This is a genomic window from Nocardia amamiensis (assembly GCF_015477605.1).
Lineage (GTDB): Bacteria > Actinomycetota > Actinomycetes > Mycobacteriales > Mycobacteriaceae > Nocardia > Nocardia amamiensis_A.
The window spans coordinates 1-24,347 of record NZ_JADLQX010000013.1 but is presented as its reverse complement, the minus strand read 5'-3'; the positions used below and the strand labels follow the sequence as shown (position 1 = coordinate 24,347).

Below are 24,347 nucleotides of genomic sequence, written 5' to 3'. Positions count from 1 at the left end.
CGCCCTCGGTCTCTTCGACCAGGCGATGACCGGTGCGGAATGTTGGATGCGCACGGCGGATGGAGCCCGTCATCGGCTGCCCACCCGCCGCTGGCTAGGACGTCCGAATACCGCCGACCGCCGCGCGGACGCAGCGGTGACCCACTGCTGCGACGGACCGACTCTGGATTTGGGCTGCGGACCGGGCCGTCTCGTCGCGGCCTTGCTGCGACGAGGTGTGCTGGCTCTCGGTGTCGACATTTCCCCGATGGCGGTGGCGGTCACGCGCTTCCGCGGCGCCCCCGCTTTGCGCCGAGATCTGTTCGAGCACTTGCCCGGTACCGGACGCTGGTCGTACGCGATTCTCGCGGACGGCAATATCGGGATCGGCGGCGACCCGCGACGACTGCTGGCTCGCTCGGCGGAACTGCTCTCCGGCGGCGGCGTGGCGATCGTCGAATTCGATCCACCTCGTACCGGTGTCGACCTCCGGCCGGTTCGCCTGGAAACCCGGACGCGAGTGGGCGCCTGGATGCCGTGGGCCCGTGTCGGTATCGACCATGCGCACGAGTTGTCCGCCACCGCCGGATTTCAGGTCATCACGACAGCTACCGTGTCCGGCCGGCATTTCGCCTGGTTGCGCCGCCTTTCGGAGGCCGGGTGATGATAGTGCGCAAGCCCGCGCCGGAAGTGTCGAGCGCCCGCGGGCCGGAAGTGGCGAGCCGGGTGGGTCTCGCACTGGGCGCGGCCATCACGATCTGCTTCGTGACGGGCCTGCTCAGCCATTGGATCCAACATCCACCCGGCTGGTTCTGGTGGCCGGCCGACCCGGTCTGGCTGTACCGGGTGACCCAAGGCGCCCACGTCATCTGCGGGGTCGCCGCGATACCGCTACTGCTGGTCAAACTCTGGGCGGTGTACCCGAAGCTGTTCCAGCGCCCGGTGATCGGATCGCCGCTACGGATACTGGAACGTGGATCCATCGCCCTGCTGGTCGGGGCGACGATATTCGAGCTGTCCACCGGATTGTTCAATATCGCGCAGTACTATCCGTGGAAATTCTTCTTCCCCACCGCCCACTATGCCATGGCGTATATCGTGCTCGGCGCGCTCGTGGTGCACCTTGCGGTGAAACTGCCGGTCATTCGGGAAGCGCTGAGCCGCCCACTCGATGAAGCGGAGCCGGACCAGGAACCGGTAGACCACAGACATGTTTCGCGGCGTGGGGTGCTGAAGGCTGCCTGGTTGGCAGCGGGCGTGGCCGCCGTAGCCGTTGCCGGACAGACGGTGCCATTCCTGCGCTGGGTATCCCTGCTGGCACCACGCAGCGGGGAGGGACCCCAGGGTGTACCCGTCAACCGATCGGCCGCCGCGGCCGGGACCAGCACAGCGGCGCTCGATCCCGGCTACCGGTTGACGGTGTCGATCGGCGGACGCAGTCAGCACTTCACGCGAGCCGAATTGCTCGCACTGCCACAGACCTCCGCCCGGCTTCCGATCGCCTGTGTCGAAGGCTGGAGCGCATCAGCCGAATGGTCGGGCGTCCGGATGCGGGACCTGCTGGCCGCGGTCGGGTCCTACCAAGGCGGAGATATCCGGCTGCGGTCCCTGGAAGTCGGTGGCATCTACAACAGCTCCGTTCTTCCGCAACGCCATGCCCTCGACCGGAACACCCTGGTCGCCCTCGAAATCAACGGTGAAACTCTCGACCTCGATCACGGCTACCCGTGCCGATTGATCGCCCCGAACCGGCCCGGCGTGTTGCAGACGAAGTGGTTGTCCACGATCGAGGTGCTGTCGTGATCATCGTACGAACCCTGCTGGCTGTGGCCGGTGTATCGCTCCTGTACTACGCGATCACCCTGCTGCTCGATGTCGCCACCGACGACCTGCTGTCGATCGCGCTGTGGTTCGCGGCCGGGATCCTGCTGCACGACGCGGTTTTCGCACCCCTGAGCGCGATAGTCGGCCTGGGCGCCCGGCGGATCCTGCCACGGTCCCGGTGGGCGGCCGCCGCCTGCGGCGCCGTATGCACCGTCGCCTTGGTTCTCATCGCCGTGCCCGTGCTCGGCCGCGGTAACGCGGTACCGGGCAATCCGACCGTTCTCGACCGAAACTACCCCGTCGGCCTCGCGATACTTCTGACCGTCATCTGGCTGCTGGTCCTGGCCGCCACCGCACAGCAGCGACGGAAATCCACCACTAACCCGTCCAGGAGGCAATCATGACCGGCTTCGGCGACCTGCGTGCCCTGTTCATCAATTGCACACTCAAGCGCTCACCGGAACGAAGCAATACCCAGGGACTGATCGACCTCAGCGCGCACATCATGGAAAAGAACGGCGTGCAGGTCTCCCATATCCGCGCCGTCGACCACGACATCGCCCCCGGCGTCTGGCCGGATATGACCGAGCACGGCTGGGCCACCGACGAGTGGCCCGCCCTGCAACGCCAGGTCATGGATGCCGACATCCTCGTACTGGCGGGACCGATATGGTTGGGCGACAACAGTTCGGTCACCAAGAAGGTCATCGAGCGGCTCTACGGCAATTCGTCCATCCTCAACGAACGCGGCCAATACGCCTACTACGGACGGGTCGGCGGTTGCATCATCACCGGCAACGAGGACGGCGTGAAGCACTGCGCGATGAACATCCTCTACAGCCTCCAGCACCTCGGTTACACCATTCCGCCACAGGCCGACGCGGGCTGGATCGGTGAGGCGGGACCGGGACCGTCCTACCTGGATCCCGGTTCCGGTGGGCCGGAGAACGATTTCACCAACCGCAACACCACATTCATGACCTGGAACCTGCTGCACCTGGCCCGAATGCTCAGAGACAACAACGGAATACCAGCACACGGCAACCAGCGTTCCGAATGGGACGCAGGCTGCCGCTTCGACTTCGAGAATCCCGAACACCGGTAGCAGTCGCATCGCTCGGCGTACCGGAGCGTGATCGCGTTCGATGAGGAACGCCCGGGCCACAGGTAGCGCCTCGAAAGCGAAGGGATCACCACTTCGGCGCGCCGGGTCAGGGCGGAGGTGCGCGCTCGGGGCCGGCGGAGTGCGGCGATACCGCTGCGGATCGCCGCTGAAGCCGAATGTTCGCCGAACTACCGCGCCTTTCCGTCCGTGATCAGTCGCTCGGCTCCCTCGCCCGTGAGGCGTTCTTGCCCGGCACGGCGACCGGTGAGCAGCAGGAGCAGCGACGCGACCGGACCTTCGACAGCAAGTCCGGCACCGGTGTCCCACCCGGCATCGGTTGCCACGAGGTGATATCCGGCGAACTTCTCGCGGGATCGAAACGTATCGGTTGTCCAGACTCGCTCGAGAGCCGCTCGGGCCGCGTCGATAGGCATTTCCCGGGTGATGCCAAGTGGCACCGCGATGTCCTGCCCGTGCACCAGCAGATCCATCAGCCGATCGGCAGCATTGGTGCCGATCGGCGTCGACCGCACGCCGATACTGTCGCGCAACGCGGCGAGCAACTGCGATGTCGTCGTACGGTCGGCGAGACGGATGGCGGTGTCCCGGATCGCACGGTCCAAGCTGCCGCGGGCGCGGATCACATTGACCAGAATCCAGCCGAGGCTGGGACGTGCGGACAGCACTATGTGGGCGATGACATCACGCACCCGCCAGCCCTCGCACAGCGAGCCGTGGTTCCAGTCGGCTTCGGAGAAAGTCTCCAGTAGTTCGACCAGGCTTGCCCGTTCGGCGGCGACCGCCCGCCACATCTCGTCGGTCGTCATCGGTGTGCTACGGGTCATTTCGCGTTGCTCCATCTCTCCTGGGGTGTTCCAGTACGGTAGGAACTCCACCGGGGTGGAGGTTCCAGCGATAGTGACCGACAACACACAAAACACCGGCTCGGTGAGCATCGGGGAGCTGTCCCGACTGACCGGCGTGCCGGTCCGCACCATCCGCTTCTATTGCGACCAAGGGCTTCTGGAGTCCCACCGCACATCCGGCGGGCACCGGACCTTCGATCCGGTCACCGCCGTCGATCGGCTCTTGCTGGTGCGCCGATTGCGTGCGCTCGGTGTGTCCTTGACCGCCATAGTGGATGTCCTCGCCGGAACTGTTTCCCTCGCCGACGCGGTCGCCGCCGAACGTCGCGAGCTCGACGCCGAACTGGCCGTGCTGACGTGGCGGCGAGCCTCGCTGCGGGCCGTCGAAGACGCCTCCCCAGCCGAGCGGGCCGCTCGCTTGGAATTGCTGGCCGCGGTCCAGGACCGGCACCGCACACATGACGCGATCGTGGCCTTCTGGCGACGCGTACTCACGCCCATCCCCCCGGACGTGCTCGACGATTTCGTCGCTATGAACGTGCCCGGCCTACCGCACGACCCGGCGCCGCACCACATCGCGGCCTACGCCGAACTCGCCGCTCTCGTCACCGATCCCGCACTCCACGCCATCACCGCACACCAGCTCTGGCGGTCGGACCGGACCGCGATCCGCCACAAACGTGAACTCCTGACCGGAGTCGCTCGGGCATGCCAGTCCGCCATGCACCGCCTGATCACCCAGCAGCGACCCGGGCCCGGGCCCGAACTGGACCAGTTCGTCGACGCACACGCCGCCGCCCGCGGCACCCGCGACACGCCGCAGTTCCGCCACGAGCTCCTGATCGGTGCAACCGACACAGACCCCCGCATCCACCGATACTGGCGCCTCACCGACGAGGTCACCGGTGTGCCCACGCTAGGCGCCGCTCACCACTGGCTCTACGACGCGCTCACCCGATCCGTCGATCCGGCAGCCGCGCCCACGATCGCGAACCCGAGGTAGCCAACCGGATCACCTGGTCAGCTGACGGCCGCGATCGCTCCGGGGCGGGCCGATCCATGCGACGAAGCCCCTGGCTTTCGATGCGGCCAGGGGCTTCGTCGTACCGAATCCCGTTCAGCCCTTGACCAGTTCGGGGGTCGTGGCCTCGGACCCCTCGCCTGCTTCCGGAGTGACGGATCGGCCCGGCAACAGCACTGCCATCACGATCACGATCAGCGCCAAGGCAGCGGAGACCAGGAAGGCCAGGCGCATGCCGTCGAGGGTGGCGGTGACGATGTCGTTGCCCTCGGCGACGAGCGTGGTGCTGCGGGCCGACATCACCGTTACCACCAGGGCGGTGCCGAACGCCGCGGCCACCTGCTGCAGGGTGCCGAGCATGGAACTGCCGTGCGAGTACAGCTGGTGCGGCAGCGCACCGAGGCCGAGGGTGAAGACCGGGGTGAAGGCCGCGGCCAGCGAAACCATCAGCAGAATGTGCAGGATCAGCATCTGCCAGTACGGCATGGTCATCGAGATCTGGGTGAACCCGGCCAGCGACGCGGCGATCCCGATCGAGCCGGGAATCACCAGCAAGCGTCCACCGAATCGGTCGAACAGGCGCCCGACGGTCGGTCCGAGCAGACCCATCGCCAGCCCGCCCGGCATCACCAGCAAACCGGTGGCCAACGGGCTCAGGCCACGCAGGTTCTGCAGGTACAACGGCAGCAGGATCATCGACCCGAGCATCGCCATGAACGCCACCGACATCAGGATCAGCGCCTTGGTGTAGGTGCCGGACCGCAGGACCCGCAGGTCGAGCAGCGGAGCGCCGGTGCGCTGCAGGCGCAACTGCCGGAACACGAACGCGGCGATCAGGGCCGAGCCCGCGGCGACGATCAGCGCCGGGCTCGCGAGATTACCGCTCTCGAACCGGCTGAGCCCGAACACCAGCCCGCCGAAGCCGAGCGCGGCCAGTGCCACGCTGGCCACATCGATCTGCCCGGCCTGCGGTTCACCGACGTTCTCCAGCCGGCGCAGGCCCAGCCAGGTGATCACCCCCGCGATCGGCAGCACCAGCAGGAAAAGCCAACGCCACGAGGCGATCTGCAGCACCGCTCCGGAGATCACCGGACCCATCGCGGGGGCCACCGAGATGGCCAGGGTGACATTGCCCATCACCCTGCCGCGGTCCTGCTCGGGCACGACGGTCATCAAGGTGGTCATCAGCAGCGGCATCATCACCGCGGTGCCACCGGCCTGGATGATGCGTCCGAGCAGCAGCACCGCGAACGACGGCGCGACGGCCGACAGCGCGGTTCCGGCCAGGAAGACACCCATCGCCGCGGCGTAGGCATGCCTGGTCGACACCCGCTGCAGGAACCAGCCGGTGGTCGGGATGACCGCCGCCATCGTCAGCATGAACGCGGTGGACACCCATTGCGCCAACCGGTCGGTGATCGCGAGGTCCTCCATCAGCCGCGGGATCGCGTTGATCATGATGGTCTCGTTCAGGATCACCACGAATGTCGCGAGGACCAGCACTCTGATGACGGTCGGTGTCCGCCCTCCCGAGGCGGGAGCGGATGGTTGGGCGGACATCGGATACCTCCGGAACATGGACAGGGTCAGGAAATATGTGGCCCGTTGCCGAGTCACCGGATCGCGTCCCGGCGCCACAGTCGTTGAGACGGGATCGGCTGCTCGAACTCATCGGGCGCGCGCCAGTATTCCGGTCGGCACCGACACAAACCAGCAGATTTTCCACCAACTCGCCGCGCACCCTACGTGAAGTTGCTGGTCAGCAAGTTTCCCAGGATCCGCCGATACCGGATCGTGAGCCTCGTCACCCATCTCCCGACGCCATCTCCGCCGGACGGCATCTCCAGCGCGACCACGATCATCGACACCGGAACGGCTGTATCGCGGCTACTTCGCGGCCAGGCCACGTAGCGCGAGTTCTACATGGTGCCCGATCGCGCTCGGTTCCGATTCCGGGATCAGCTGCGCGATGCGGATGAGTCCGAGAAGTTGATAAGCGATGTCGCGAGCGGTCACATCAGCGGCGAGGGTGTGATCGGTGCGGGAGCGGCGAACCTCAGCCCACGTAGCGACGCGCGAGCGAACGGCGCTGGGATTCTTCCAACAGAACGAGGCCGGACTCCACGCGCGGCGGCAAGACTTTTCGTTCGCGCAGCACCCAGGGTAGTCCACGCAGTGTCTCGACGACAGCCGCGGCCGTTGTCCGGTCGGCCGGGGCCGACCTGAGCACCGCGGCCGTCCGCCGGGCGGCGCTTCGGGCCGGGCGGCGCAACCACAGCGTCCACAGGGTGTTCCGGATACCGAGTCGACGGCGATGGGTCGGATCGCGCGTGGTTGACGGCTCGTGATGGATCAGCATGTCCTCTACCCAGCACATCCACCAGCCATGCGCCGCGAGGTCGAGGGCCAGCAATTCCTCTTCGCCGCCGAACCACAATCGTCGGGAGAAACCGCCGACCCGCCGGAACGCGCTGACCCGGAAGGCGGACAGCGCTGCCATCACGCCGAGCAGAGCGGGACCCGGCAGCCAATCGGGCCCGGGAACCGGTGAATAGCGCAGTTCCGGCGTGATCGGATCCTCGCGCAGGTCCGGCGCGACCAGGCATCGTCCGGTCACCGAACCCAGGCCGGGGTACCGGTCGAGCAGATCGGCGGCGCGGGTCAAGGCGCCCGGCTGCCACCGGGTGTCGTCATCACAGAACGCCACATAAGGCGTGGCCACCCGCTCGACCGCGATGTTCCTGGCCACCGCACCCAGATTCTCCGGCGAGCGGATGAGCTCTACGGCGGGGAACGCCGCGGCGACCGCGTCGGCAGTGCCGTCCGTGGATCCGTTGTCGACGAGGATGACCGGCGCCGCGTCGGCAAGCGCGGTCATGTGCGCCAGCGTCTCCAGCAGTTGTTCGCGCCGGTCGCGGGTGATCATGACGACCGTCATTCGTTGCGGAGCCATCCGGTCACTTCCTTCCCTCGGCGAGTTCCAGCGTCCTGGCCAGGCGTTCTATCTCCGGCGGCAGGCGACGCCGCTGTGCCAATGCCCTCGGCAGGCGGCGAATGATCCCCCCGATCGCCAGCAACGTGCCAGGATCACGCACCGCACGACACAGCAGGCCGGCGGACTCGGCCGCGCACCGCCGCAGCGGCCGTCGCATCCAGGCGATCAACGCGTTGTTGCGCTGTTCGACCCGCGTGCGCCAGGCCTGCGGTGGTCGCCGCTTCGACGGGTGGTGGTGGGCGCGCACGTCCGCCACGTAACAGAGGTGCCAGCCAGAGGCCGCCAGGTCTAGTGACAGCAACCGTTCTTCGGCACCGAAATGCAGCAGCGGACTGAACCCGGCGGCCTGCAGGTACGCCTCCCTCCGGACGATCGCCGCACAGGCGAGGAAGCCGAGAACCGATGGACCCGGCAGGTCAGGCTGGTGCCCGAGCGGGCTGGTCGCCATCAGTTCGTTGACCGGGTCGTCACGGTGGTCGGCCCCGACGAGCGTGCGTCCCGCTACCAGGCCCAGCTGTGGATAGGCGTCCAGCACCCGCTCTGCTTCGGGGAGCGCGTCACCGGCCCACCATGAATCGTCATCGCTGAAAGCGACGTAGGGTGTCCGGGCGATCGCGACGCCGAGGTTGCGCGCAGCCGCGCCGAGATTGCGGGACAGGCGGACAACTCGCACATCAGGGAATTTCTCCGCCGCGCCGACGGTGTCGTCGACGGAAGCGTTGTCCAGCACCACAATCGCGGGACGCGGACGAAGCGCGCGTAACTCGGTCAAGGTACGGGCCAACTCGGAAGCGCGGTTGCGGGTGGCGATGACGACAGTCGTCTTCGCCAGGCTCCGAGTACTCACGCCGACCGGCCGATGAGCAGCTCGTCGAGCAGGTCCCGGGTCAAGGCGTCGGCCGCGGGGAACTCCCGTCGCCGCGCACGTTCGCGCCCCGCCGGGGACAGACACCAGCGCCACCAACGGTCGAACGCGCCGGGGTCGACGGTTTGCTCTGCGGAGACCAGCGCGGGCCAGTTCAGTGCCCCTGCCTGCGCGGTGACCTTCCCTCCGCCCGCGATGGGATCCACCGCGAGAACCGGGACACCGGCCCGCAGGCCAAGCACCAAGCCGTGCAGGCGAGTGGTGATCACCGCGTCGAGGCGGGAGAACACCGACGTGAGCTGGTCGGGTGTACGGCATTGGCGCCAGTCATCGGGGGCCAGCCGGGTATCGATCGGTAGTCGCGCGCAGTCGAGATCGCGGAGCCAGCGCATCAACGCCCGATGCACCGACCGATGACGACGGGCCGCGCCGTATTCGGCCTGACCGGGCGCGAATACGACGCCCACCACCGGAACGGGCACCGTGGACGCCGCGACGGCCATGTCCGGTCGCGCGGTGGACGGACCGTCGCGCGCCAAGACGCGGTGGAACCCGGTGACCGCCGCGTCGGCCGGATCGAGAACGGAAACCCCCACCGCGATGCGCCGGCAGTTCGCATACCGTCTGTGCAGGAAGCGCACCTGCTCCCCGCGGGCAGGTCCGCACACGAACACCAGGTGCGAATAGCGTCCCGGGTCGGCGTCGTCCAGATGCAACGCATCGGAACGGAAGCCGGGACTCCACGCCGTGTCATGGGGTATTTCGGCGGATGCGAGAGCGTCGCACACCCGGCTCATGCTCAAGACATCCCCGGCCGTCGCTTCCCCGTGCACAAAGCTGGGCCACCCGGTGACAAGTACCCGCATGTCCGGCGGATACCCGGTGCACCGCAAGTCAATCGGCCGCCACCGGACGCAGGTGCACGACCTTCGTCTGGGTCATCTCATCGAGCAATTCGGGTCCATAACCGAAGCCGGTTCCGCTGGCCCGCCGTGGGTGAGCCGCTCCGCCGGGCGCCCCACCGAATACCGCGTTGATCTTCACCGTGCCGACCGGCAATTCCCGCCAGGCGTGCTGGGCATTGGCCATCGATGGAGTGAGTACGGTCGCCGCGAGCCCGTAGTCGTCGTTCGCGGCCTCGGCGATGCCCTCTTCGAAGGTATCCACCACCCGTACCGGCGCGACCGGACCGAATGTCTCTTCCCGCATGATCCGCATATTCGGGTCGCAGCGCGCCAGCACGGTGGCCGGATAGTGCGCACCGGCCCCGTCCGGCACGACACCACCCGTCAGCAATTCGGCCCCGTGGTCCATCGCATCGCGTACGTGGGCGTGGACCTGATCGCGATGGCGCCGGTCGACCAACGGCGCCAACGTCCGGGACTCGGCTTCGGCGACCAGCGCCGCCAGAAAGGCCTCCGCGGCGTCCCGGTGCACGAAGATCCGTTCGACGGACACGCAGACCTGGCCGGAGTTCGCGAACGCGCCCAGCGCCGCCTGTCCGGCGGCCCACACGGGATCCACACCGGCGTCGACGACGAGGGCGTCATTGCCGCCGTTTTCCAGCAATGCCTTGGCGCCGGTCGCCGCAACGCTTTTCGCGATCGACCGTCCCGTGGCGGTGCTGCCGACGTGTGCGACGACGTCCACATCCCCGCGTGCGGCGAGCAGTGCGCCGATCCTCCCATCGCCTTGCATCGTCTGCAGAACACCCTCCGGCAGCCCACGGGCGAGCAGATCGCCCAGCAGACCGCCGGTATGCGGCGCGCGTTCGCTCGGCTTGTACACGACCGTGTTCCCGGTGGCCAGCGCCGCGCCGAGCAAACCGCAGGACACCGCGACGGGATCGTTCCAGGGCGTCAGCGCGACGACGACGCCGCGCGGCTCCCACACCATGAGGTCGAACGCTTCGAAAGCTCCCTGCAGGCTCTTTCCCCGGTGCACCGGTCCGAGCTCGGCGTATTGCTCCAATGTCGCGGCGCCGACCAACACCCCCTCCTTGCTTTCGGACCGCGGGCGTCCGGTTTCGACGTGGTTGAGCTCGGCGAGTTCATCGGCATGCTCGCGAAGCAAGGCGGCGCCCGCACGGAGCGCAGCGGCCCGCTCAGGCGCCGGGGTGCGCGCCCACATGGACTGAACCCGATTGGCCAGCTCTACTTTCGGATCGATGTCCGCGATACCGGTCATGGGCACCTTGCCGACAGTGGCACCGGTAGCGGGATCGAGGATCTCGATCGTCTCGGTCGCCTGTTCGATGGGAAGCGTGGCAGCGTTCGGTCCGCTCATATCGCGGGCGATTGCCTGCCGCCGACGGTTCAAACACGTTGGTCGCGACAGGCGCGGCGCTGCTGTGGGGCAAATGCCGGGCACGCGGCGATACCCGACGACGCCAGGTTTGATCGAGCGGCAAGAGGCAAGAGCTACCGACATGGCCGAACGGCTCGACGTGCTGCTGTGGCACGTGCACGGCTCCTGGACGACGTCGTTCGTCCAGGGACCGCACCGTTACCTGATCCCGGTGCTGGGCGGCGGCGGGCCGTGGGGCCGCGGGCGGTGCGGCCGCGACTGGCCGTCCGCCGAGGAGGTGCCCGCGGGTGCGTTGCGCGAAACCGAGCCGGACGTGGTCGTTCTCCAGCGCCCGGAGGAAATCGACCTCACCGAGCGCTGGCTCGGTCGTCGTCCTGGCGCCGACATTCCGGCCGTCTATGTCGAGCACAACGCTCCGCGTCCCAGTGCCGCGACCACCAGGCATCCCCTCGCGGATCGCGCCGCCATCCCGATCGTGCACGTAACCCATTTCAATGACCTGATGTGGGACAACGGAAGCGCGCCCACCCGCGTGGTGCCACACGGCATTGTGGATCCCGGCGCGCTGTACACCGGCGAGCTGCCGCACGGCGTAGCGCTGATCAACGAACCCATGCGGCGCGGAAGGATCACGGGAACTGATCTGTTGCCCGACTTCGCGATGGCGGGGCCTGTCGATGTGTACGGCATCGGAACGGACGGCTACACGGCCGCCAGACCGACCGGACACCCTATTCGCGGAATCGGCGACTTCGAACAGTCGGCATTGCATCCAGAAATGGCGCGCAGAAGGGTGTATCTGCACACCGCGCGGTGGACTTCGCTCGGACTGTCTCTCCTCGAAGCCATGCACCTTGCGATGCCCGTAGTGGCCCTCGCCACCACCGAGGCCGTGAACGCGGTGCCGCCGGAAGCCGGTGCCATCTCTACCGACGTCGCGTCGCTCACCGCGAAGTTCCATGAACTACTCCACGAACCCGACCTGGCGGTGCTCGCGGGCAAGGCGGGACGGCAGTTCGCGCTGGAGCATTACGGCCTCGACGACTTCCTGCGCCGATGGGATCGCATACTTGGGGAGGTCACCGCATGACGGCAGAACGCGCGTTGGTCACCGGCGGTTGCGGGTTCGTCGGATCGCATCTGTGTGAGCAGTTGCTCGACGCGGGCACAGCCGTGGTCGCGCTCGACAACTTCGCAACCTCCACACCGGACAATGTCACCCGGCTCCTGGACCGGCCCGAGTTCGACCTCATCCAGCACGACGTCACCGAGCCGTTGCCCGCGTGGGGCAGCTTCGACGTCGTCTTCCATCTCGCGTCGGCCGCATCGCCTCCGGACTACCTACGGCTGCCGATCGAGACGCTACGAGCCGGTTCACTCGGGACCGCCAACGCCCTCGACCTGGCCGAGCGGAATCGAGCTCGATTCGTGCTCGCGTCGACGAGCGAGGTATACGGCGACCCGGCTGTCCACCCGCAGCCCGAGAATTACTGGGGCCACGTCAATCCGATTGGTCCGCGCAGCGTCTACGACGAGGCGAAACGGTATGCCGAGGCTTTGACGATGGCGTTTCGCCGGGAACGAGGTGTGAATACCGGAATCGCCCGGATTTTCAACACCTACGGTCCGCGAATGCGTACCGACGACGGCCGAATGGTGCCCACATTCATCGCTCAGGCGCTGTCGGACGCACCACTCACCATCGCGGGAACCGGCGAGCAGACCCGCTCGCTGTGTTACGTCGACGACACGGTGCGCGGCCTGCTCGCCCTGGCGTCCAGCGACCATCCGGGACCGGTCAACATCGGCAATCCGCATGAGGTCTCCGTGCGGCGCCTCGCCGAGGAAATCCGAACGGTGACCGGCAGCCGGTCCACTGTGCGGTATGTCGACGGCGCGATCGATGATCCGAAGCGGCGCTGCCCGGACATCTCGCTGGCCAGGCGGGAACTGGGCTGGTGGCCATTGGTCGACCGGGCCGAAGGGCTGCGCCGCACGATCGACTGGTTCGCCGGGAGCGCGGCCGTGTCGGCGGAACAGTCGCTGCGCTGATCAGCACGTCGGTTTAGTGGTGCCCGCGGCGGGTAGCGCCCCCCTATACGTCAGCGGGCAGACCGAGAGGTCCCGCGTCTCGACAGAAAGGCGGCCCGTGCGCATTCTCGGAATCAACGCGATATTCCACGATCCTGCTGCTGCCCTGATCGTGGACGGCGAAATCGTCGCTGCCGCCGAGGAAGAGCGGTTCACCCGACGCAAGCACGGCAAGCGGCCGGTGCCGTTCTCCGCGTGGGAATTGCCCGAGCACGCGGCCGCATGGTGCCTGGACCGAGCGGGACTACGTCCCGATCAGCTCGACGCGGTGGGCTACTCCTACGACCCGAGGCTGGTCGATCATTCGCTCGGCGGTTTGGACCGGAAAAGCGAAGGGACCCGCACGGACTACGCATTCCGAGCGCCTGCTTTTCTCCAGGCCGCACTGCCCGGTCTCGATCCCACGATCGTGCGATTCGTACGACATCACCTGGCGCATGCCGCGTCCGCGGCGCTCGCGGCCCCGTTCGGTGACTCGGCGGTCCTGGTGGCCGATGGACGCGGCGAAAGCCATTCCTATCTCGCCGGAGAATACCGAGACGGCAAGTTCGTGGAATTGGCGTCCCAGCAGCTGCCGCACTCACTCGGGCTGATGTACGAGGACCTCACCGCACATCTCGGATTCGCCCGGTCGAGCGACGAATACAAGGTGATGGCCATCGCCTCCTATGGCATGCCCCGGTTCCTCGACCGGTTCCGGGAATTCGTGTATGCCACCGGTGACGGTGGCTTCCGCACCGAACCCGTGGACTGGGAACGCTTCGTACCCGCCGTTACCGGCGGTGAGCTCGGCCCGGACCATGCCGACCTCGCCGCGAGCGTTCAGCGACGGCTCGAAGAGGTGTTGTTGGAGTTGACTTCCTGGCTGCATCGGCAGACCGGACAGCGGAACCTCACGCTGGCCGGTGGCACCGCGCTGAACTGCGTGGCCAACACCCGGCTGCACGCCGAAGGCCCCTACGAACGGATCTGGGTGCAGCCTGCGGCGGGTGACGCGGGCACCGCGCTGGGTGCCGCGCTCCAATTGGCGGCCGAGTTGGGTGAGCGTGTCGCCCCGATGCGGGGCGCCGACCTCGGCCGCGAGTGGACCGACTCGGAGCTGGAAACCGTTCTCCGCACGGCGAAGCTGAGGTACATCAGGTCCGACGACATCGCGGCCGACGTGGCGCAAGCGCTCGCGGAGGACCGAGTCGTGGCCTGGTTCCAGGGCCGCGCCGAATTCGGCCCGCGCGCACTCGGGCATCGCTCGCTACTCGCGCATCCCGGCCGGTCGGAGAATCTCGAACGCCTCAACGATGTGAAGGGGCGAGAACAGTTCCGGCCGCTCGCACCGATGGTGCTCGCCGACCGGGCGTCCGAGATTTTCGGACGCGGACCGTTGCCGAGCCCGTACATGCTGTTCGTCCACGATGTCGCCCCGGCGTGGCGCGCACGGATCCCCGCCGTGACGCATGTGGACGGCACCGCGCGGGTGCAAACCGTCGATCCCGTGGCCAAGCCTGTCGTGGCAAGAATGTTGTCGGAGTTCGACCGGCGCACGGGTCTGCCCGTGGTGATCAACACGAGCCTGAACACCGCGGGCAGGCCGATGGTCGATTCGCCCCGCGACGCCCTCGAGTGCTTCGGTTCCGCCCCGATCGATCTGCTGGCCATCGGCCCATTCCTGGTTCGCCGCGGATGAACGGCCACCACACCGTGGACTACAGCATCGTGATCCCGACCACCGGCCGGGAAAGCCTTCGGTCGCTGCTCGAGTCGCTCGACACCGCGGCGGGTCCCAAGCCACGGGAGATCATCGTGGTAGACGATCGGCCCGGAGACGGGGAATTACCGCTGCCCGGCACGGTGCCTCCGGTGCGGGTCATCCGCTCAGGTGGCCGGGGACCCGCCGCAGCGAGGAACGCGGGCTGGCGGCAGGCCTCCGGCACGTGGATCGCTTTCCTGGACGACGATGTGCTCACCGCGCCGGACTGGCCTGCCCGCTTGGCCGACGACCTGCACGGTCTGGATGAGCAAACGGCGGCCTCCACGGCCCGTATCGAGGTTCCGCTGCCGAAGCATCGCCGGCCGACCGACGACGAACGAGGAACCGCACGACTGGCCACCGCGCGGTGGATCACAGCGGACATGGCTTACCGCCGGTCCGCGCTGGCCGCGGTCGGCGGCTTCGATGAGCGGTTTCCGAGGGCATTCCGCGAGGACGCCGATCTGGCGATGCGGGTCTGCCTCGCCGGGTACGTCATCGCGTCCGGCCAGCGGCTCACTCGCCACCCGGTCCGCGGATCGGGGCCCATGGCCAGTGTGCGAGCACAACGCGGGAACGCCGACAACGCGTTGCTGCGGCGGAAGTACGGCCGTCGGTGGCGTCAGCGCATCGGCGAAGGCCGCGGACTCCTCCCTCGCCACACGCTCACCACGGCTGCGGGGACGGTGGCCATGGCGCTCGGCGCCGTGGGCCGCAAACGCTCCGCCCTGGCGTTCGCGGCGATCTGGACGACGCTGACCGGCGAATTCGCGGCGCGCCGGATCGCGCCCGGGCCCCGCACGCCTGGCGAAATCGGCCGAATGGTGCTGAGCAGTGCGCTGATTCCACCGGCAGCGTGCTGGCACCGCCTGCGCGGCGAGCTGCGCCACCGGCACGCGACCGCGGCCGATGCGGGATCGCCGGCGATCACGGATCCGCCGTGACCGGCCGGGCGCTGGTGGCACACGTGGTGTGCGCATCGGAAGCGGGACCGTGGCCTTGACCCAATCCATTCTCGTGCTCCGCGCGCTCGGGCTCGGCGACCTGCTGACCAGCGTGCCCGCCCTGCGCGGGCTGAAGAACGCCTACCCGGACGAGCGTGTGGTACTCGCCGCGCCGGAAGCGCTCCGCGCTCTGGTCGACCTCATCGACGCGGTCGACGAACTGCTGCCGACCGCGGGACTGGGTGCGCTGCAATGGCAGGAGGCACCGCCGAGGCTGGCGGTCAACTTGCACGGCAGAGGCCCGGAAAGCATCCGTGATCTGCTGGCGGTACGGCCGGAGACACTGCTGACCCATCACCACCCGGCTTACCCTGAGGTGCCCGGCCTCGACTGGCGCGACGAGATGCACGAGGTGGATCGCTGGTGCCGATTGCTGGAGTACGGACGGATCGACGCCGATCGAACCGCGCTGCTGCTACCCGCGCCACCGCAGTCCGCCCCTGAGTCGAACGTGGTCGTGCTTCATCCCGGAGCGGCCTATCCCGCACGGCGCTGGCCATCCGAACGTTTCGCTCGAGTGGCACGGGAACTCAGCGCCAACGGCCACCGGGTGGTCATCACCGGTGCGCGCGGCGAAATGCCGTTGGCGAACGCGGTCGCCGAGAGAGCGGGCCTGCCGCCCTCAGCGGTGTACGCGGGACGCACCGACCTGACCGAACTCGCCGCGCTGGTGGCCGAAGCGGCGCTGGTCGTGTGCGGCGATACCGGCGTTGGGCATCTCGCCACCGCCTTCGGCACATCGTCGATATTGCTGTTCGGCCCCACGCCTCCACACCGGTGGGGGCCGCCCGCTGCCGCGAAACACCACGTAACGCTGTGGGCAGGGCAGGTCGGCGATCCACATAGCGCCTATCCCGATCCCGGGCTGCTCCTGCTGCATCCAGAACATGTGCTGAGGGTCGCGACCGGGTTGCTCGCGGAGAAGGTGCGCCATGGGTAGTCGCGTCGGCGTGGTAGGTGCCGGGTATGTAGGGCTTACCAGCGCCGCTTGCCTGGCCCACCTAGGACATCATGTGGTCTGTGTCGACAATGACGAGTCCAAGGTAGCGGCCCTTCGCGCGGGTACGGTCGCGATCGTCGAGCCCGGCCTGCCGCAACTGGTTCGAGAAGGGCTCGCGGAGAACCGACTCGTCTTCACGGGGGACCCGAGAGCGCTGCACGAATGCGAAGTGGTCCTGTTGTGCCTCCCGACGCCCATGGGCACCGCTGGCACGGCCGACCTGGGCGTGCTCGAAGACGCGCTGCGGACGTTGGCCACTGTCCTGCCGCCGGATTGCGTGCTCGTCACCAAATCCACCGTTCCGGTGGGGACGGCGGCGCGGATCGCCGCACTGTCCGGGCGCGCGAACACGGCGGTCATCAGCAACCCGGAATTTCTCCGGGAGGGCCACGCGGTGCACGACTTCCTGCACCCCGACCGCGTCCTTGTGGGCGCGGCGGAGCAGGATCGGGAATCGGCCGACCGTGTCGCGGCGCTGTACGCCGCAACAGGCGCGCCGGTCCTCCGATTGGACTCGGCCAGCGCGGAACTCGCCAAGTACGCCAGCAACGCGTTTCTCGCGGTCAAGCTCTCGTTCGTGAACACGCTGGCCGAACTGTGCGAACGGGTCGGCGCCGATATCACGAAGGTCACCACCGCGATGGGAATGGACGACCGGATCGGTCCGGCTTTCCTCGCACCCGGCCCCGGCTGGGGCGGTTCGTGTCTGCCCAAGGACACGCGCGCGCTCTTGCGGGCCGCGGAGGAATCAGGGGTGGACTTCGCTATCGTCCGTGATGCCCTGCGAGCCAACGACCATCAGCACGCGATGGTGATGCGCAAGATCCGCCGCGCGGTCACCGGTGCGGTCGACGGCTCGCTGTCGGGCACGCGGATCGGCGTGCTCGGCCTCACGTTCAAGGCCGGGACGGGGGACCTGCGCGACTCCCCCGCCGTCGCGGTCGCGCGGCAGCTTTCCCATCATGACGCCACCGTCACCGCTTACGACCCGTGTGTCCCGGAGTCCGGCGCTCCCGGCCTCGACGGCATCCGGGTGGTAGATGACCCTTACCTGGTGGCGCGGGACGCCGGCGCGATCGTGATCCTCACCGAATGGCCCGAGTTCCGTGCGCTCGACTGGGCGCGACTCGCGACCGATGTCGACCGGGCCGTCATCGTGGACACCCGGAACCTGCTCGACGAGCACCTGCTGAGCGGCACCGGCTTCAGCTTGCTGGGCACCGGCACCGCTTGGTCGTTCGGCGGCGGACCAGCCTGAACAGAGCATCAGTGGCAGCGGTCTGCGATGCCTCAGCGCACGTACACGGCTCAGTGCCGGTTATTCCGCCGAGCCGGAAATACGCAGGCCGTATTGGATAATATTCCACAGCGACTTCTGGCGCATAGCGCGATATCTATCCCTTTCCGTCGCAAGCCCGGAGTATTTGGCGACCAGCGACAGCCCGAAACGCCCAGGCCTTCCGTTGATCTCAATGATCCAGCATCTGCCACTGTCATCCACTATTTGATCCACACCGGCCTCGAACAGGCGATTGTCCGAACTGGCGGTACGAACCGCCTCCACCGCGGCGACCGCATTGTTTTCGATAGTGTCGATTGTTTTCGCGTCCAGCGCCGGGTGAACCTCCCGAGGCGAGCGCGCCCGTGCACCTCTGGAAAGATTCGCAACCGATCGCGCCGGCGAATCCTTGACGTAGGAGGCGACGGCGTTGTAACCATTTCCCTCGAATTGAACCAGCGTTCTCACTTCGAAGCCACTTGCCGGTCGTACGTTTTGTTGCACGATATGATTCGGAAACAGTGTGGGCAGATCTTCGATAGCGTAGCACTCATCACCGGCCATGAGCTGGTTTCCTTCGCGCTCGACAAATTGAATCCCCTCCCCCTGCATGCCCGATCGCGGTTTCAACACCAAGCTGTCTCCGAAATCCACCAGACGGTCGAGCCGGCCATTGATCTCCGAGGTGAACATGGACATAGGCACCGGAATCCCACTGGAATCGAACAGCAGGCTGCAATAATACTTGTCCTGCATCGCCTCTACCGAGGCAATCCCATTGAATAATATTGCGGAACCGAGTACACCCGCATATTGCCCGACCTGCCGGTTCATAGCGTCCGACGAAATCGCTCGATTGTAATACGCGCGACCGACGGAACGAGCGGTGAACTCACTGTTGGCAGCATAGACATCCAACGTCGTATCGAACGCCCTCAGGCTACTGACATCACCGATACCGAGACGGTACCCACTCTCAGTTGCCATCTTTTCCAAATCAGCAAAGAAGTTGGTCTGCTTTCCAAACGGCCTGCCGGAACCGGCCAACTCCGTCAGGACAATGAGATCGAACATCTGCACCCGTTTCAGTCCGCCTTTCTGACGATGAAGTCGAATTCTCTGAGGTCAGCTTCCCGAGGCGTGTCGCCCGAACCGAATCGCTCCCTCAGCATACTGGAGGAGATGAATATAGAATTGAGGGAGTCGTCATGTTCGATCGCAACACGCATGTCTTGGGCATCGATTGGAAGGGCAGCTTCGAGACGCCGGCCTCTGGCGGACCCCCGTCGGTCGGTCCAGGACGACCGATGCGGTCCCGCCACCAGGTGGATGTCCGGATCATGCAGGCGCCCCGAATGTTTCGCGGACTCGGCCGGATCTGGCAGAGCACGCCGGTGTGCGCGTTCGTCAACCAGGTGCATCGATCACAACCTCGGCTACCACGCCTCTAGTCGCGGCTACAGTCGTTGACGCGCAACGACTTCCGCGTCCTCCACCAGCCAGTCGCCGAGGGTCGGCCCGAGCGTCCATGTGGGCGTTTGCATTCGAGCGCGGGGCGCGAAATACTGAGCAGTTCGAACCGATGCGCCGAGGCGTAATGGAAGGTGTGCAATGATACCATCGACACAAACTCGATTGAAACAGCACGGATTGGAAGTGGAATTCCTACCCGAAATAGAGGATGTTTTTCCTATCCAATTCCGCGATCCCACAGAGTTGGCCCGGCGAGCACTTGCCCTGCATGCACTGCTCGGCGTCATATACCACCCGAATCCAAGAGCAGTCTCGGAATGGATGCGGGCGGAGCATTTTCTGCCCGAATTGACCGAGCGGTAAAAGAGGGTATTCTCACTGACCGAGTTACCCGAAGAAGAGATGCTGTGGAAGCAAGCAGCGATGCAATCGAATCTACTGACCTGGCGAGCGGAGTCCCTGTACGTCCTGCTATGGGCTTCAGGAGAAATTTCGAGCCTGCTCGAACCCGATGAACGAATGGACGGTGCACTGGTCATCGACCATTTGCCGACATTGGGCGAACCATTGCAACCATTCATCCGACAAGCCGGATTGCGCCCCACGCAGGAGATACTCGCGGAACTGCACTACTACTTCTTTCTCAATCATTTTTCGCAGGATATCTATGAGCAATGTGGAGAAAGCATCGGCGGCTTGGATCCCATGGTGGTAGCTGAACGATGCCATGCGTTGCATTGGATTGCATGTGCCGACCAGTCGGAATGGGATGCCGGCGAAGAATAGAAGATGCAACGTACTTTCGGATGCTCAGTCCCTACCCGAGTAGGAGATTCGAATGGTGACGATCATCGGCGGAGGCATCGCCGGGACCATCCTCGGCGGCGCCCTCGCCCGCAGAGGTGAACAGGTCACTCTGTACGAGCAGCAACCGCGCAACGCCGCCGGCGGAGCGTTCCTGTTCATCGACGAGCGCGGCCACTCGGTATTACACGACCTCGGCGTCGACGACGACGCGGTGAACCAGGCCTCTTACCCGGTCAGCGCCCTCGAATACGTCGGCAGCAACGGCCGCCGCGCCGCGATGAGCCGCGGTCACCGGTTCTGGCTGCGCAGCTCGCTGGTAAAGGTGCTCAACGACTTCGTCGGCACCTCGGGCGCCGATCTCCGGTACGACTGCGGCATCACCGACGTGACCGTCGACGAGCCCGGACGATGCCGGATCCAGCACAGCGACGGCTCATCGAGCACCACCGGCGACATCGTGATCGCCGCCGACGGCATCGACTCCGTCGTCCGGGCCCGCCTCGAACCCGAGCGCACCCCGGTCTACGCCGGAGACGTCGTGCTGTACGGGATGACCTCCACCCCAACAGAACTGGACACCGAACCCCAGACACTGCACTTCTTCGCCGAGCTCGACGCCACCGGCGCAGCCGCCAGCACGTTCGGCCACATCTGGCGGCCCGGACACACCGCCCACTGGTTCATCCGGATAGCCCGCGCTCCTCTGGACGGCGCAGACGACTCCGGCGTGCGACCCACCAGCGAGTGGACCGACACGGTCCTTCAGACCACGCCGTCGATCAACGATCTGGTCGGCACCCTGCTCGACAAGACCGACTCCGTCCACGTCAGCAACGCGCGCAACGTGCCCCTCGACGCCGCTGCCGAGCCGACGCTGCCGGTCCTGCTCATCGGCGACGCCGACCACGCGATCACTCCCGCGGCCGGCGTCGGCGCGCGCGACGCACTCGAAGACGCACACGCCGTCTACCGCGCGCTCACCACCGGCAGTTGTCCCGCTGAGGCAATGGCCCTGCGCCGCACCAAAATCATCGACGACCGGCAACGCGCCGTCCGCGGTCGCGCCAGCGTTTCCCGGTAGCTCGACGAGAGGAGTTCACCCTGGCATCGAAGCCGCTGGCCGCGGCGCCTGATCGGAACTGTCGTCGAGCCGAAGGTGTCACCATAGGTGGTCGGCGGTCCATATCCGGAGAGTGTTGTCACCTAGTGCGGCGGCGAGGAAGGTGCTGTCGGGGCTGAAAGCAACGTCGATGACACTTCTCGAACGACCGGCCAGGGGCTTGCCGAATGGTTGTCCGGTGTGCGGATCCCACAAGCGAACAGTTCCGTCGAAGCTCGCCGATGCCAGCAACGTGCCAACCACCTCGGCGCGAACCTCGCGCAGCGCCCTCACCTCCCACATCCGTCCGTGCTTCGGGTCGTCTTGCAACCGCTTCAACATGTCGACGACGAACCCGGGCAGCGTGACAGTTCGGTGCCCCGCGTCTGTCTTCGTCCATTCCTGCCGGAACAGTCCCTTACCTTTCAGTCTGACCACCGTTGCATTGACGGTGAACGTCGCCGGTTCCGCTTCAAGGTCGAACTGATCCCAGGATGCAGCCAGGGCCTCTCCCGGGCGCACCCCCGAACCGAGGATCAGATCGGCCACATCCACGACGAACTGATCACGCTTCGGACCGTGCGTATATGCGGGAGTCCCCGGAATCTCTTCGCCTGCCAACCATTGCCGAAGTTGCTCACGCAGGCCGACCAGGCGTTCCCGTTCGATGATCTGAGGCTTGGTCTTGCGTCTACGCAGGCGGGAGGTGTCGCGCACGGGGTTCTCGGAGAGAGCGCCGTATCGTACTGCCAGACCCATGATTCCGGTGAGAATCACCTTGTGCAGGCGTGCCTTCGACTTCATCCCTGCCCCCGCGACGGATTGGATATGCTCATCGAGTCGGCCAGCATCCAACTCTAGAGTCGGTAGATGCGTTCGGCGTTGGCAGCGAAGAACTTCTCGAGCTGGACTTCGTCGTCGGGCCTGAGCACCTCGTCGAAGACGCGAATCAAGTCCCCGTAGGAGCCGGCGAGCCCATCGACGGGGAAATTACTGGCGAACACCACGCGGTCCCAACCGAATCGGTCGACGCAGCACTCGATCCAGGGCCTCATCCTTGCTTCGCTCACTTCGAAGGTAACCATGGCGAGTCCGGAGACCTTCACAGCGGCGTCGGTGTTGGAGGCGAAGCGAGTCAGCGACTGCTCCCAAGCCTGATAGGACGCGTCATCAGCCCCGAGAGGCCATCCGGAGTGCTCCAGGACCACCCGGAGACGCGGACGGTCGGCAATGAAGCGGGTCCATCGTTCGAGCGTGTCCGGTCGAGCGACCAGGTCGAGGACGAGATCACGCTGGATCAGCCAGTCGGCGAGTGTGCAGGCGGCGTCACCGTCCGGGTCGAGGCCTTCGAGGACTCGGATGCCGCGCAGCCGGCCGGTGTCGAATTGGGCGTCGAGGTGTGCGCGAAGCTCGACGCTGTCCAGGACCGGGTCCACGGATCCGACGCAGCCGACTTCGAAGCCCGAGCCGGCGGCAACGCTGTCCACCCAACGTAGTTCGTCGACGTAGTGCTGGGTTCCGACCACGGCGGAGACGTGGATAACCTTCGACACCCCGACGTCACCGATGCTGCGACGGTAGTCGGCGGGGAGGTAGTTGCTGTGCAGGTTCGTACCGGTCATCTCGCCGACGTTGCGGATGTACTCGTACCAGGGGTTCGCCTCGACGTCCCACCAGTGAACGTGGGCGTCGACGATCCGGTTGATTTGCGCAGTCATCAGTTGAACACCGACCCTCCGCAGACGTTGATCGCCTGCCCGGTGATGCCGCGCGCCCGGTCGGACGCGAGGTAGAGCACCATGTCCGCGACCTCTTGCGGGTCCAGGAGGCGGTGCTGCAACGACTGGGTGAGGATGTACTTCTCCATCACCACCTCGTGGCTCTCGCCGGTGAGCGCCGAGACGCCATCCAGGAGTCCGTCCTCCCCATGTACCAGTGGCGTGTCGACCACGCCGGGGCAGACCGCGTTGGCGGTGAGCTCACCGAGGCCCAGGATGCCGAACTCCTGCGCGAGCGTGCGGGTCAGGCCGACGACCCCATGCTTGGACGCGCTGTACGCGGAGTTCCCGATGCTGCCCTGCTTCCCGGAGATCGAAGCGATGTTGATGACGCGTCCGGCTCGTGCCTGGACCATCTGCGGAACGACGGCCTTGGTGACGCGGTAGGTCCCGACCAGGTTGATGTCGACGGTCGCTCGCCACACATCCTCGTCGCCCGTCCAGGAGAACGCCCTGGTGCCGACAACTCCGGCATTGTTGATCAGGATGTCGATCCGGCCCAGACGCCGGTTGGCCTCCGCGACCGCGGCACCGATCTCCTCACTCGAGGTGACGTCGGCCCGCACCGCAATGACCTCGCATCCCGGCGTACGCCGACTGATCTCGGCCGCCACGTCCGCCACGGATGGGTCGACATCGACGACCGCGACGCTCGCGCCGGCGCCGGCGAGCGTCTCGACCACGGCTTTTCCGATCCCTTGTCGTCCGCCAGTGACGAAAGCGACTTTCCGGCTCAGCGAGGTACTCATCGGACCAGCTCCCCGAGCTCCTTGCGGTTGATCTTGCCGACTACGGTCTTGGGCAGCCCGTTGCGGAAGGTCACCTTCTTGGGGCACTTGTAGCCGGCCAGGTGGTCACGGCAGTGCTCGATGATCTCCTCGGCGCTGACCTGTGCGCCGTCGCGGACGACGACGACCGCATGGACGAGCTCCCCCCAGCGTTCGTCCGGGGTGCCGAGCACGGAGCATTCGAGGACGGCGGGGCAATGCCGTTGCTTGACAAGGCAAGTGGTTCGTCGCGGTCGTGGTGACACATGTTGGTGATGTGATCTTGTATCGGGCATGCATCCTTGGACCGGGTTGTCGGATCGCGTGGAGTTGGGGGCGGTGA

General features: G+C 66.5%; 25 protein-coding genes. 13 read left to right on the top strand and 12 right to left on the bottom strand.

What is annotated here, in order from left to right:
• The first annotated feature begins 25 nt into the window (after nucleotides 1-25).
• From IU459_RS18265 to IU459_RS18250, 4 genes are read left to right on the top strand one after another with little or no spacing between them, the layout of a single operon-like run.
• Entirely contained in the window at nucleotides 26-643 is a 618-nt protein-coding gene (locus IU459_RS18265) for a class I SAM-dependent methyltransferase (RefSeq protein WP_440446508.1), read from the top strand.
• Nucleotides 643-1,782: a molybdopterin-dependent oxidoreductase gene (locus IU459_RS18260; RefSeq protein WP_195130758.1), complete on the top strand. Its 1,140-nt coding sequence runs from the start codon at nucleotides 643-645 to the stop codon at nucleotides 1,780-1,782. The genes IU459_RS18265 and IU459_RS18260 overlap by 1 nt, the downstream gene beginning before the upstream one ends.
• A complete protein-coding gene (locus tag IU459_RS18255; RefSeq protein WP_324198918.1) occupies nucleotides 1,779-2,207 on the top strand; it encodes a hypothetical protein in 429 nt (142 codons plus the stop codon). The genes IU459_RS18260 and IU459_RS18255 overlap by 4 nt, the downstream gene beginning before the upstream one ends.
• Entirely contained in the window at nucleotides 2,204-2,908 is a 705-nt protein-coding gene (locus IU459_RS18250; RefSeq protein WP_195130756.1) for a flavodoxin family protein, read from the top strand. The genes IU459_RS18255 and IU459_RS18250 overlap by 4 nt, the downstream gene beginning before the upstream one ends.
• Nucleotides 2,909-3,096: 188 nt before the next feature.
• On the opposite strand, the gene IU459_RS18245 is transcribed toward IU459_RS18250, so the two are convergent.
• A complete protein-coding gene (locus IU459_RS18245; protein ID WP_195130755.1) occupies nucleotides 3,097-3,753 on the bottom strand; it encodes a maleylpyruvate isomerase family mycothiol-dependent enzyme in 657 nt (218 codons plus the stop codon).
• A 73-nt stretch (nucleotides 3,754-3,826) separates the two neighbouring features.
• On the opposite strand from IU459_RS18245, the gene IU459_RS18240 reads away from it, so the two are divergent.
• Nucleotides 3,827-4,777, top strand: coding sequence for a MerR family transcriptional regulator (locus IU459_RS18240; RefSeq protein WP_324198917.1), 951 nt, complete (start codon nucleotides 3,827-3,829; stop codon nucleotides 4,775-4,777).
• 114 nt (nucleotides 4,778-4,891) lie between these two features.
• On the opposite strand, the gene IU459_RS18235 is transcribed toward IU459_RS18240, so the two are convergent.
• The 6 genes from IU459_RS18235 to IU459_RS18215 all read right to left on the bottom strand — a co-directional run bounded on the left by IU459_RS18235 (nucleotide 4,892) and on the right by IU459_RS18215 (nucleotide 10,941).
• Nucleotides 4,892-6,355, bottom strand: coding sequence for an MDR family MFS transporter (locus IU459_RS18235; RefSeq protein WP_195130754.1), 1,464 nt, complete (start codon nucleotides 6,353-6,355; stop codon nucleotides 4,892-4,894).
• 327 nt (nucleotides 6,356-6,682) lie between these two features.
• Nucleotides 6,683-6,811: a hypothetical protein gene (locus IU459_RS39330; protein WP_267469832.1), complete on the bottom strand. Its 129-nt coding sequence runs from the start codon at nucleotides 6,809-6,811 to the stop codon at nucleotides 6,683-6,685.
• Between the two features lie 40 nt (nucleotides 6,812-6,851).
• Nucleotides 6,852-7,748 carry a glycosyltransferase family 2 protein gene (locus tag IU459_RS18230; RefSeq protein WP_195130753.1) on the bottom strand — a complete coding sequence of 299 codons (897 nt, stop codon included), beginning with the start codon at nucleotides 7,746-7,748 and terminating at the stop codon, nucleotides 6,852-6,854.
• A 4-nt stretch (nucleotides 7,749-7,752) separates the two neighbouring features.
• Entirely contained in the window at nucleotides 7,753-8,637 is an 885-nt protein-coding gene (locus tag IU459_RS18225) for a glycosyltransferase family 2 protein (RefSeq protein WP_324198916.1), read from the bottom strand.
• On the bottom strand, nucleotides 8,634-9,521 hold the full coding sequence (locus IU459_RS18220) for a polysaccharide pyruvyl transferase family protein (protein ID WP_195130752.1): 888 nt from the start codon (nucleotides 9,519-9,521) through the stop codon (nucleotides 8,634-8,636). Before IU459_RS18220 ends, IU459_RS18225 begins: the two co-directional genes overlap by 4 nt.
• Before the next feature lie 28 nt (nucleotides 9,522-9,549).
• Entirely contained in the window at nucleotides 9,550-10,941 is a 1,392-nt protein-coding gene (locus tag IU459_RS18215; protein WP_195130751.1) for an aldehyde dehydrogenase family protein, read from the bottom strand.
• A 142-nt stretch (nucleotides 10,942-11,083) separates the two neighbouring features.
• On the opposite strand from IU459_RS18215, the gene IU459_RS18210 reads away from it, so the two are divergent.
• The 6 genes from IU459_RS18210 (at nucleotide 11,084) to IU459_RS18185 (ending at nucleotide 18,059) form a co-directional block, all read left to right on the top strand.
• Nucleotides 11,084-12,052 (top strand): glycosyltransferase, encoded by a 969-nt coding sequence (locus tag IU459_RS18210; protein WP_195130750.1) that lies wholly within the window; start codon nucleotides 11,084-11,086, stop codon nucleotides 12,050-12,052.
• The gene (locus IU459_RS18205; RefSeq protein WP_195130749.1) at nucleotides 12,049-13,014 is read left to right on the top strand and encodes a UDP-glucuronic acid decarboxylase family protein; all 966 of its coding nucleotides are present in this window, start codon (nucleotides 12,049-12,051) and stop codon (nucleotides 13,012-13,014) included. The genes IU459_RS18210 and IU459_RS18205 overlap by 4 nt, the downstream gene beginning before the upstream one ends.
• Before the next feature lie 97 nt (nucleotides 13,015-13,111).
• A complete protein-coding gene (locus tag IU459_RS18200) occupies nucleotides 13,112-14,734 on the top strand; it encodes a carbamoyltransferase family protein (protein WP_195130748.1) in 1,623 nt (540 codons plus the stop codon).
• The gene (locus IU459_RS18195; RefSeq protein ID WP_195130747.1) at nucleotides 14,731-15,741 is read left to right on the top strand and encodes a glycosyltransferase family 2 protein; all 1,011 of its coding nucleotides are present in this window, start codon (nucleotides 14,731-14,733) and stop codon (nucleotides 15,739-15,741) included. Before IU459_RS18200 ends, IU459_RS18195 begins: the two co-directional genes overlap by 4 nt.
• A 49-nt stretch (nucleotides 15,742-15,790) precedes the next feature.
• A complete protein-coding gene (locus IU459_RS18190) occupies nucleotides 15,791-16,741 on the top strand; it encodes a glycosyltransferase family 9 protein (RefSeq protein ID WP_195130746.1) in 951 nt (316 codons plus the stop codon).
• Entirely contained in the window at nucleotides 16,734-18,059 is a 1,326-nt protein-coding gene (locus tag IU459_RS18185; protein WP_195130745.1) for a UDP-glucose dehydrogenase family protein, read from the top strand. Before IU459_RS18190 ends, IU459_RS18185 begins: the two co-directional genes overlap by 8 nt.
• Nucleotides 18,060-18,119: 60 nt before the next feature.
• Here IU459_RS18185 and IU459_RS18180 read toward each other — a convergent pair whose 3' ends face one another.
• On the bottom strand, nucleotides 18,120-19,154 hold the full coding sequence (locus IU459_RS18180) for a YheC/YheD family protein (RefSeq protein WP_228838132.1): 1,035 nt from the start codon (nucleotides 19,152-19,154) through the stop codon (nucleotides 18,120-18,122).
• Between the two features lie 801 nt (nucleotides 19,155-19,955).
• Between IU459_RS18180 and IU459_RS18175 the strand changes: the two genes are divergently transcribed.
• Together IU459_RS18175 and IU459_RS18170 are read left to right on the top strand one after the other, a co-directional pair.
• Nucleotides 19,956-20,339, top strand: coding sequence for a DUF4272 domain-containing protein (locus tag IU459_RS18175; protein ID WP_195130743.1), 384 nt, complete (start codon nucleotides 19,956-19,958; stop codon nucleotides 20,337-20,339).
• A 52-nt stretch (nucleotides 20,340-20,391) separates the two neighbouring features.
• Nucleotides 20,392-21,441, top strand: coding sequence for an FAD-dependent oxidoreductase (locus IU459_RS18170; RefSeq protein ID WP_195130742.1), 1,050 nt, complete (start codon nucleotides 20,392-20,394; stop codon nucleotides 21,439-21,441).
• A 78-nt stretch (nucleotides 21,442-21,519) separates the two neighbouring features.
• On the opposite strand, the gene IU459_RS39700 is transcribed toward IU459_RS18170, so the two are convergent.
• The 4 genes from IU459_RS39700 to IU459_RS18150 all read right to left on the bottom strand — a co-directional run bounded on the left by IU459_RS39700 (nucleotide 21,520) and on the right by IU459_RS18150 (nucleotide 24,300).
• Nucleotides 21,520-22,176 carry a hypothetical protein gene (locus IU459_RS39700; protein ID WP_195130741.1) on the bottom strand — a complete coding sequence of 219 codons (657 nt, stop codon included), beginning with the start codon at nucleotides 22,174-22,176 and terminating at the stop codon, nucleotides 21,520-21,522.
• 140 nt (nucleotides 22,177-22,316) lie between these two features.
• A complete protein-coding gene (locus IU459_RS18160) occupies nucleotides 22,317-23,177 on the bottom strand; it encodes an amidohydrolase family protein (protein WP_195130740.1) in 861 nt (286 codons plus the stop codon).
• The gene (locus IU459_RS18155) at nucleotides 23,177-23,986 is read right to left on the bottom strand and encodes an SDR family NAD(P)-dependent oxidoreductase (protein ID WP_195130739.1); all 810 of its coding nucleotides are present in this window, start codon (nucleotides 23,984-23,986) and stop codon (nucleotides 23,177-23,179) included. Before IU459_RS18155 ends, IU459_RS18160 begins: the two co-directional genes overlap by 1 nt.
• On the bottom strand, nucleotides 23,983-24,300 hold the full coding sequence (locus IU459_RS18150; RefSeq protein WP_228838130.1) for an AMP-binding enzyme: 318 nt from the start codon (nucleotides 24,298-24,300) through the stop codon (nucleotides 23,983-23,985). The genes IU459_RS18155 and IU459_RS18150 overlap by 4 nt, the downstream gene beginning before the upstream one ends.
• Nucleotides 24,301-24,347 lie beyond the last annotated feature (47 nt).

Coding starts and splice junctions, on each gene's coding strand:
- IU459_RS18265 (WP_440446508.1), top strand. CDS start 26: ATGACCGGTGCGGAATGTTGGATGCGCACGGCGGATGGAGCCCGTCAT.
- IU459_RS18260 (WP_195130758.1), top strand. CDS start 643: ATGATAGTGCGCAAGCCCGCGCCGGAAGTGTCGAGCGCCCGCGGGCCG.
- IU459_RS18250 (WP_195130756.1), top strand. CDS start 2,204: ATGACCGGCTTCGGCGACCTGCGTGCCCTGTTCATCAATTGCACACTC.
- IU459_RS18245 (WP_195130755.1), bottom strand. CDS start 3,753: ATGACCCGTAGCACACCGATGACGACCGACGAGATGTGGCGGGCGGTC.
- IU459_RS18235 (WP_195130754.1), bottom strand. CDS start 6,355: ATGTCCGCCCAACCATCCGCTCCCGCCTCGGGAGGGCGGACACCGACC.
- IU459_RS18230 (WP_195130753.1), bottom strand. CDS start 7,748: ATGGCTCCGCAACGAATGACGGTCGTCATGATCACCCGCGACCGGCGC.
- IU459_RS18220 (WP_195130752.1), bottom strand. CDS start 9,521: ATGCGGGTACTTGTCACCGGGTGGCCCAGCTTTGTGCACGGGGAAGCG.
- IU459_RS18215 (WP_195130751.1), bottom strand. CDS start 10,941: ATGAGCGGACCGAACGCTGCCACGCTTCCCATCGAACAGGCGACCGAG.
- IU459_RS18210 (WP_195130750.1), top strand. CDS start 11,084: ATGGCCGAACGGCTCGACGTGCTGCTGTGGCACGTGCACGGCTCCTGG.
- IU459_RS18205 (WP_195130749.1), top strand. CDS start 12,049: ATGACGGCAGAACGCGCGTTGGTCACCGGCGGTTGCGGGTTCGTCGGA.
- IU459_RS18195 (WP_195130747.1), top strand. CDS start 14,731: ATGAACGGCCACCACACCGTGGACTACAGCATCGTGATCCCGACCACC.
- IU459_RS18185 (WP_195130745.1), top strand. CDS start 16,734: ATGGGTAGTCGCGTCGGCGTGGTAGGTGCCGGGTATGTAGGGCTTACC.
- IU459_RS18180 (WP_228838132.1), bottom strand. CDS start 19,154: ATGTTCGATCTCATTGTCCTGACGGAGTTGGCCGGTTCCGGCAGGCCG.
- IU459_RS18175 (WP_195130743.1), top strand. CDS start 19,956: ATGCTGTGGAAGCAAGCAGCGATGCAATCGAATCTACTGACCTGGCGA.
- IU459_RS18170 (WP_195130742.1), top strand. CDS start 20,392: ATGGTGACGATCATCGGCGGAGGCATCGCCGGGACCATCCTCGGCGGC.
- IU459_RS18160 (WP_195130740.1), bottom strand. CDS start 23,177: ATGACTGCGCAAATCAACCGGATCGTCGACGCCCACGTTCACTGGTGG.
- IU459_RS18155 (WP_195130739.1), bottom strand. CDS start 23,986: ATGAGTACCTCGCTGAGCCGGAAAGTCGCTTTCGTCACTGGCGGACGA.
- IU459_RS18150 (WP_228838130.1), bottom strand. CDS start 24,300: ATGCCCGATACAAGATCACATCACCAACATGTGTCACCACGACCGCGA.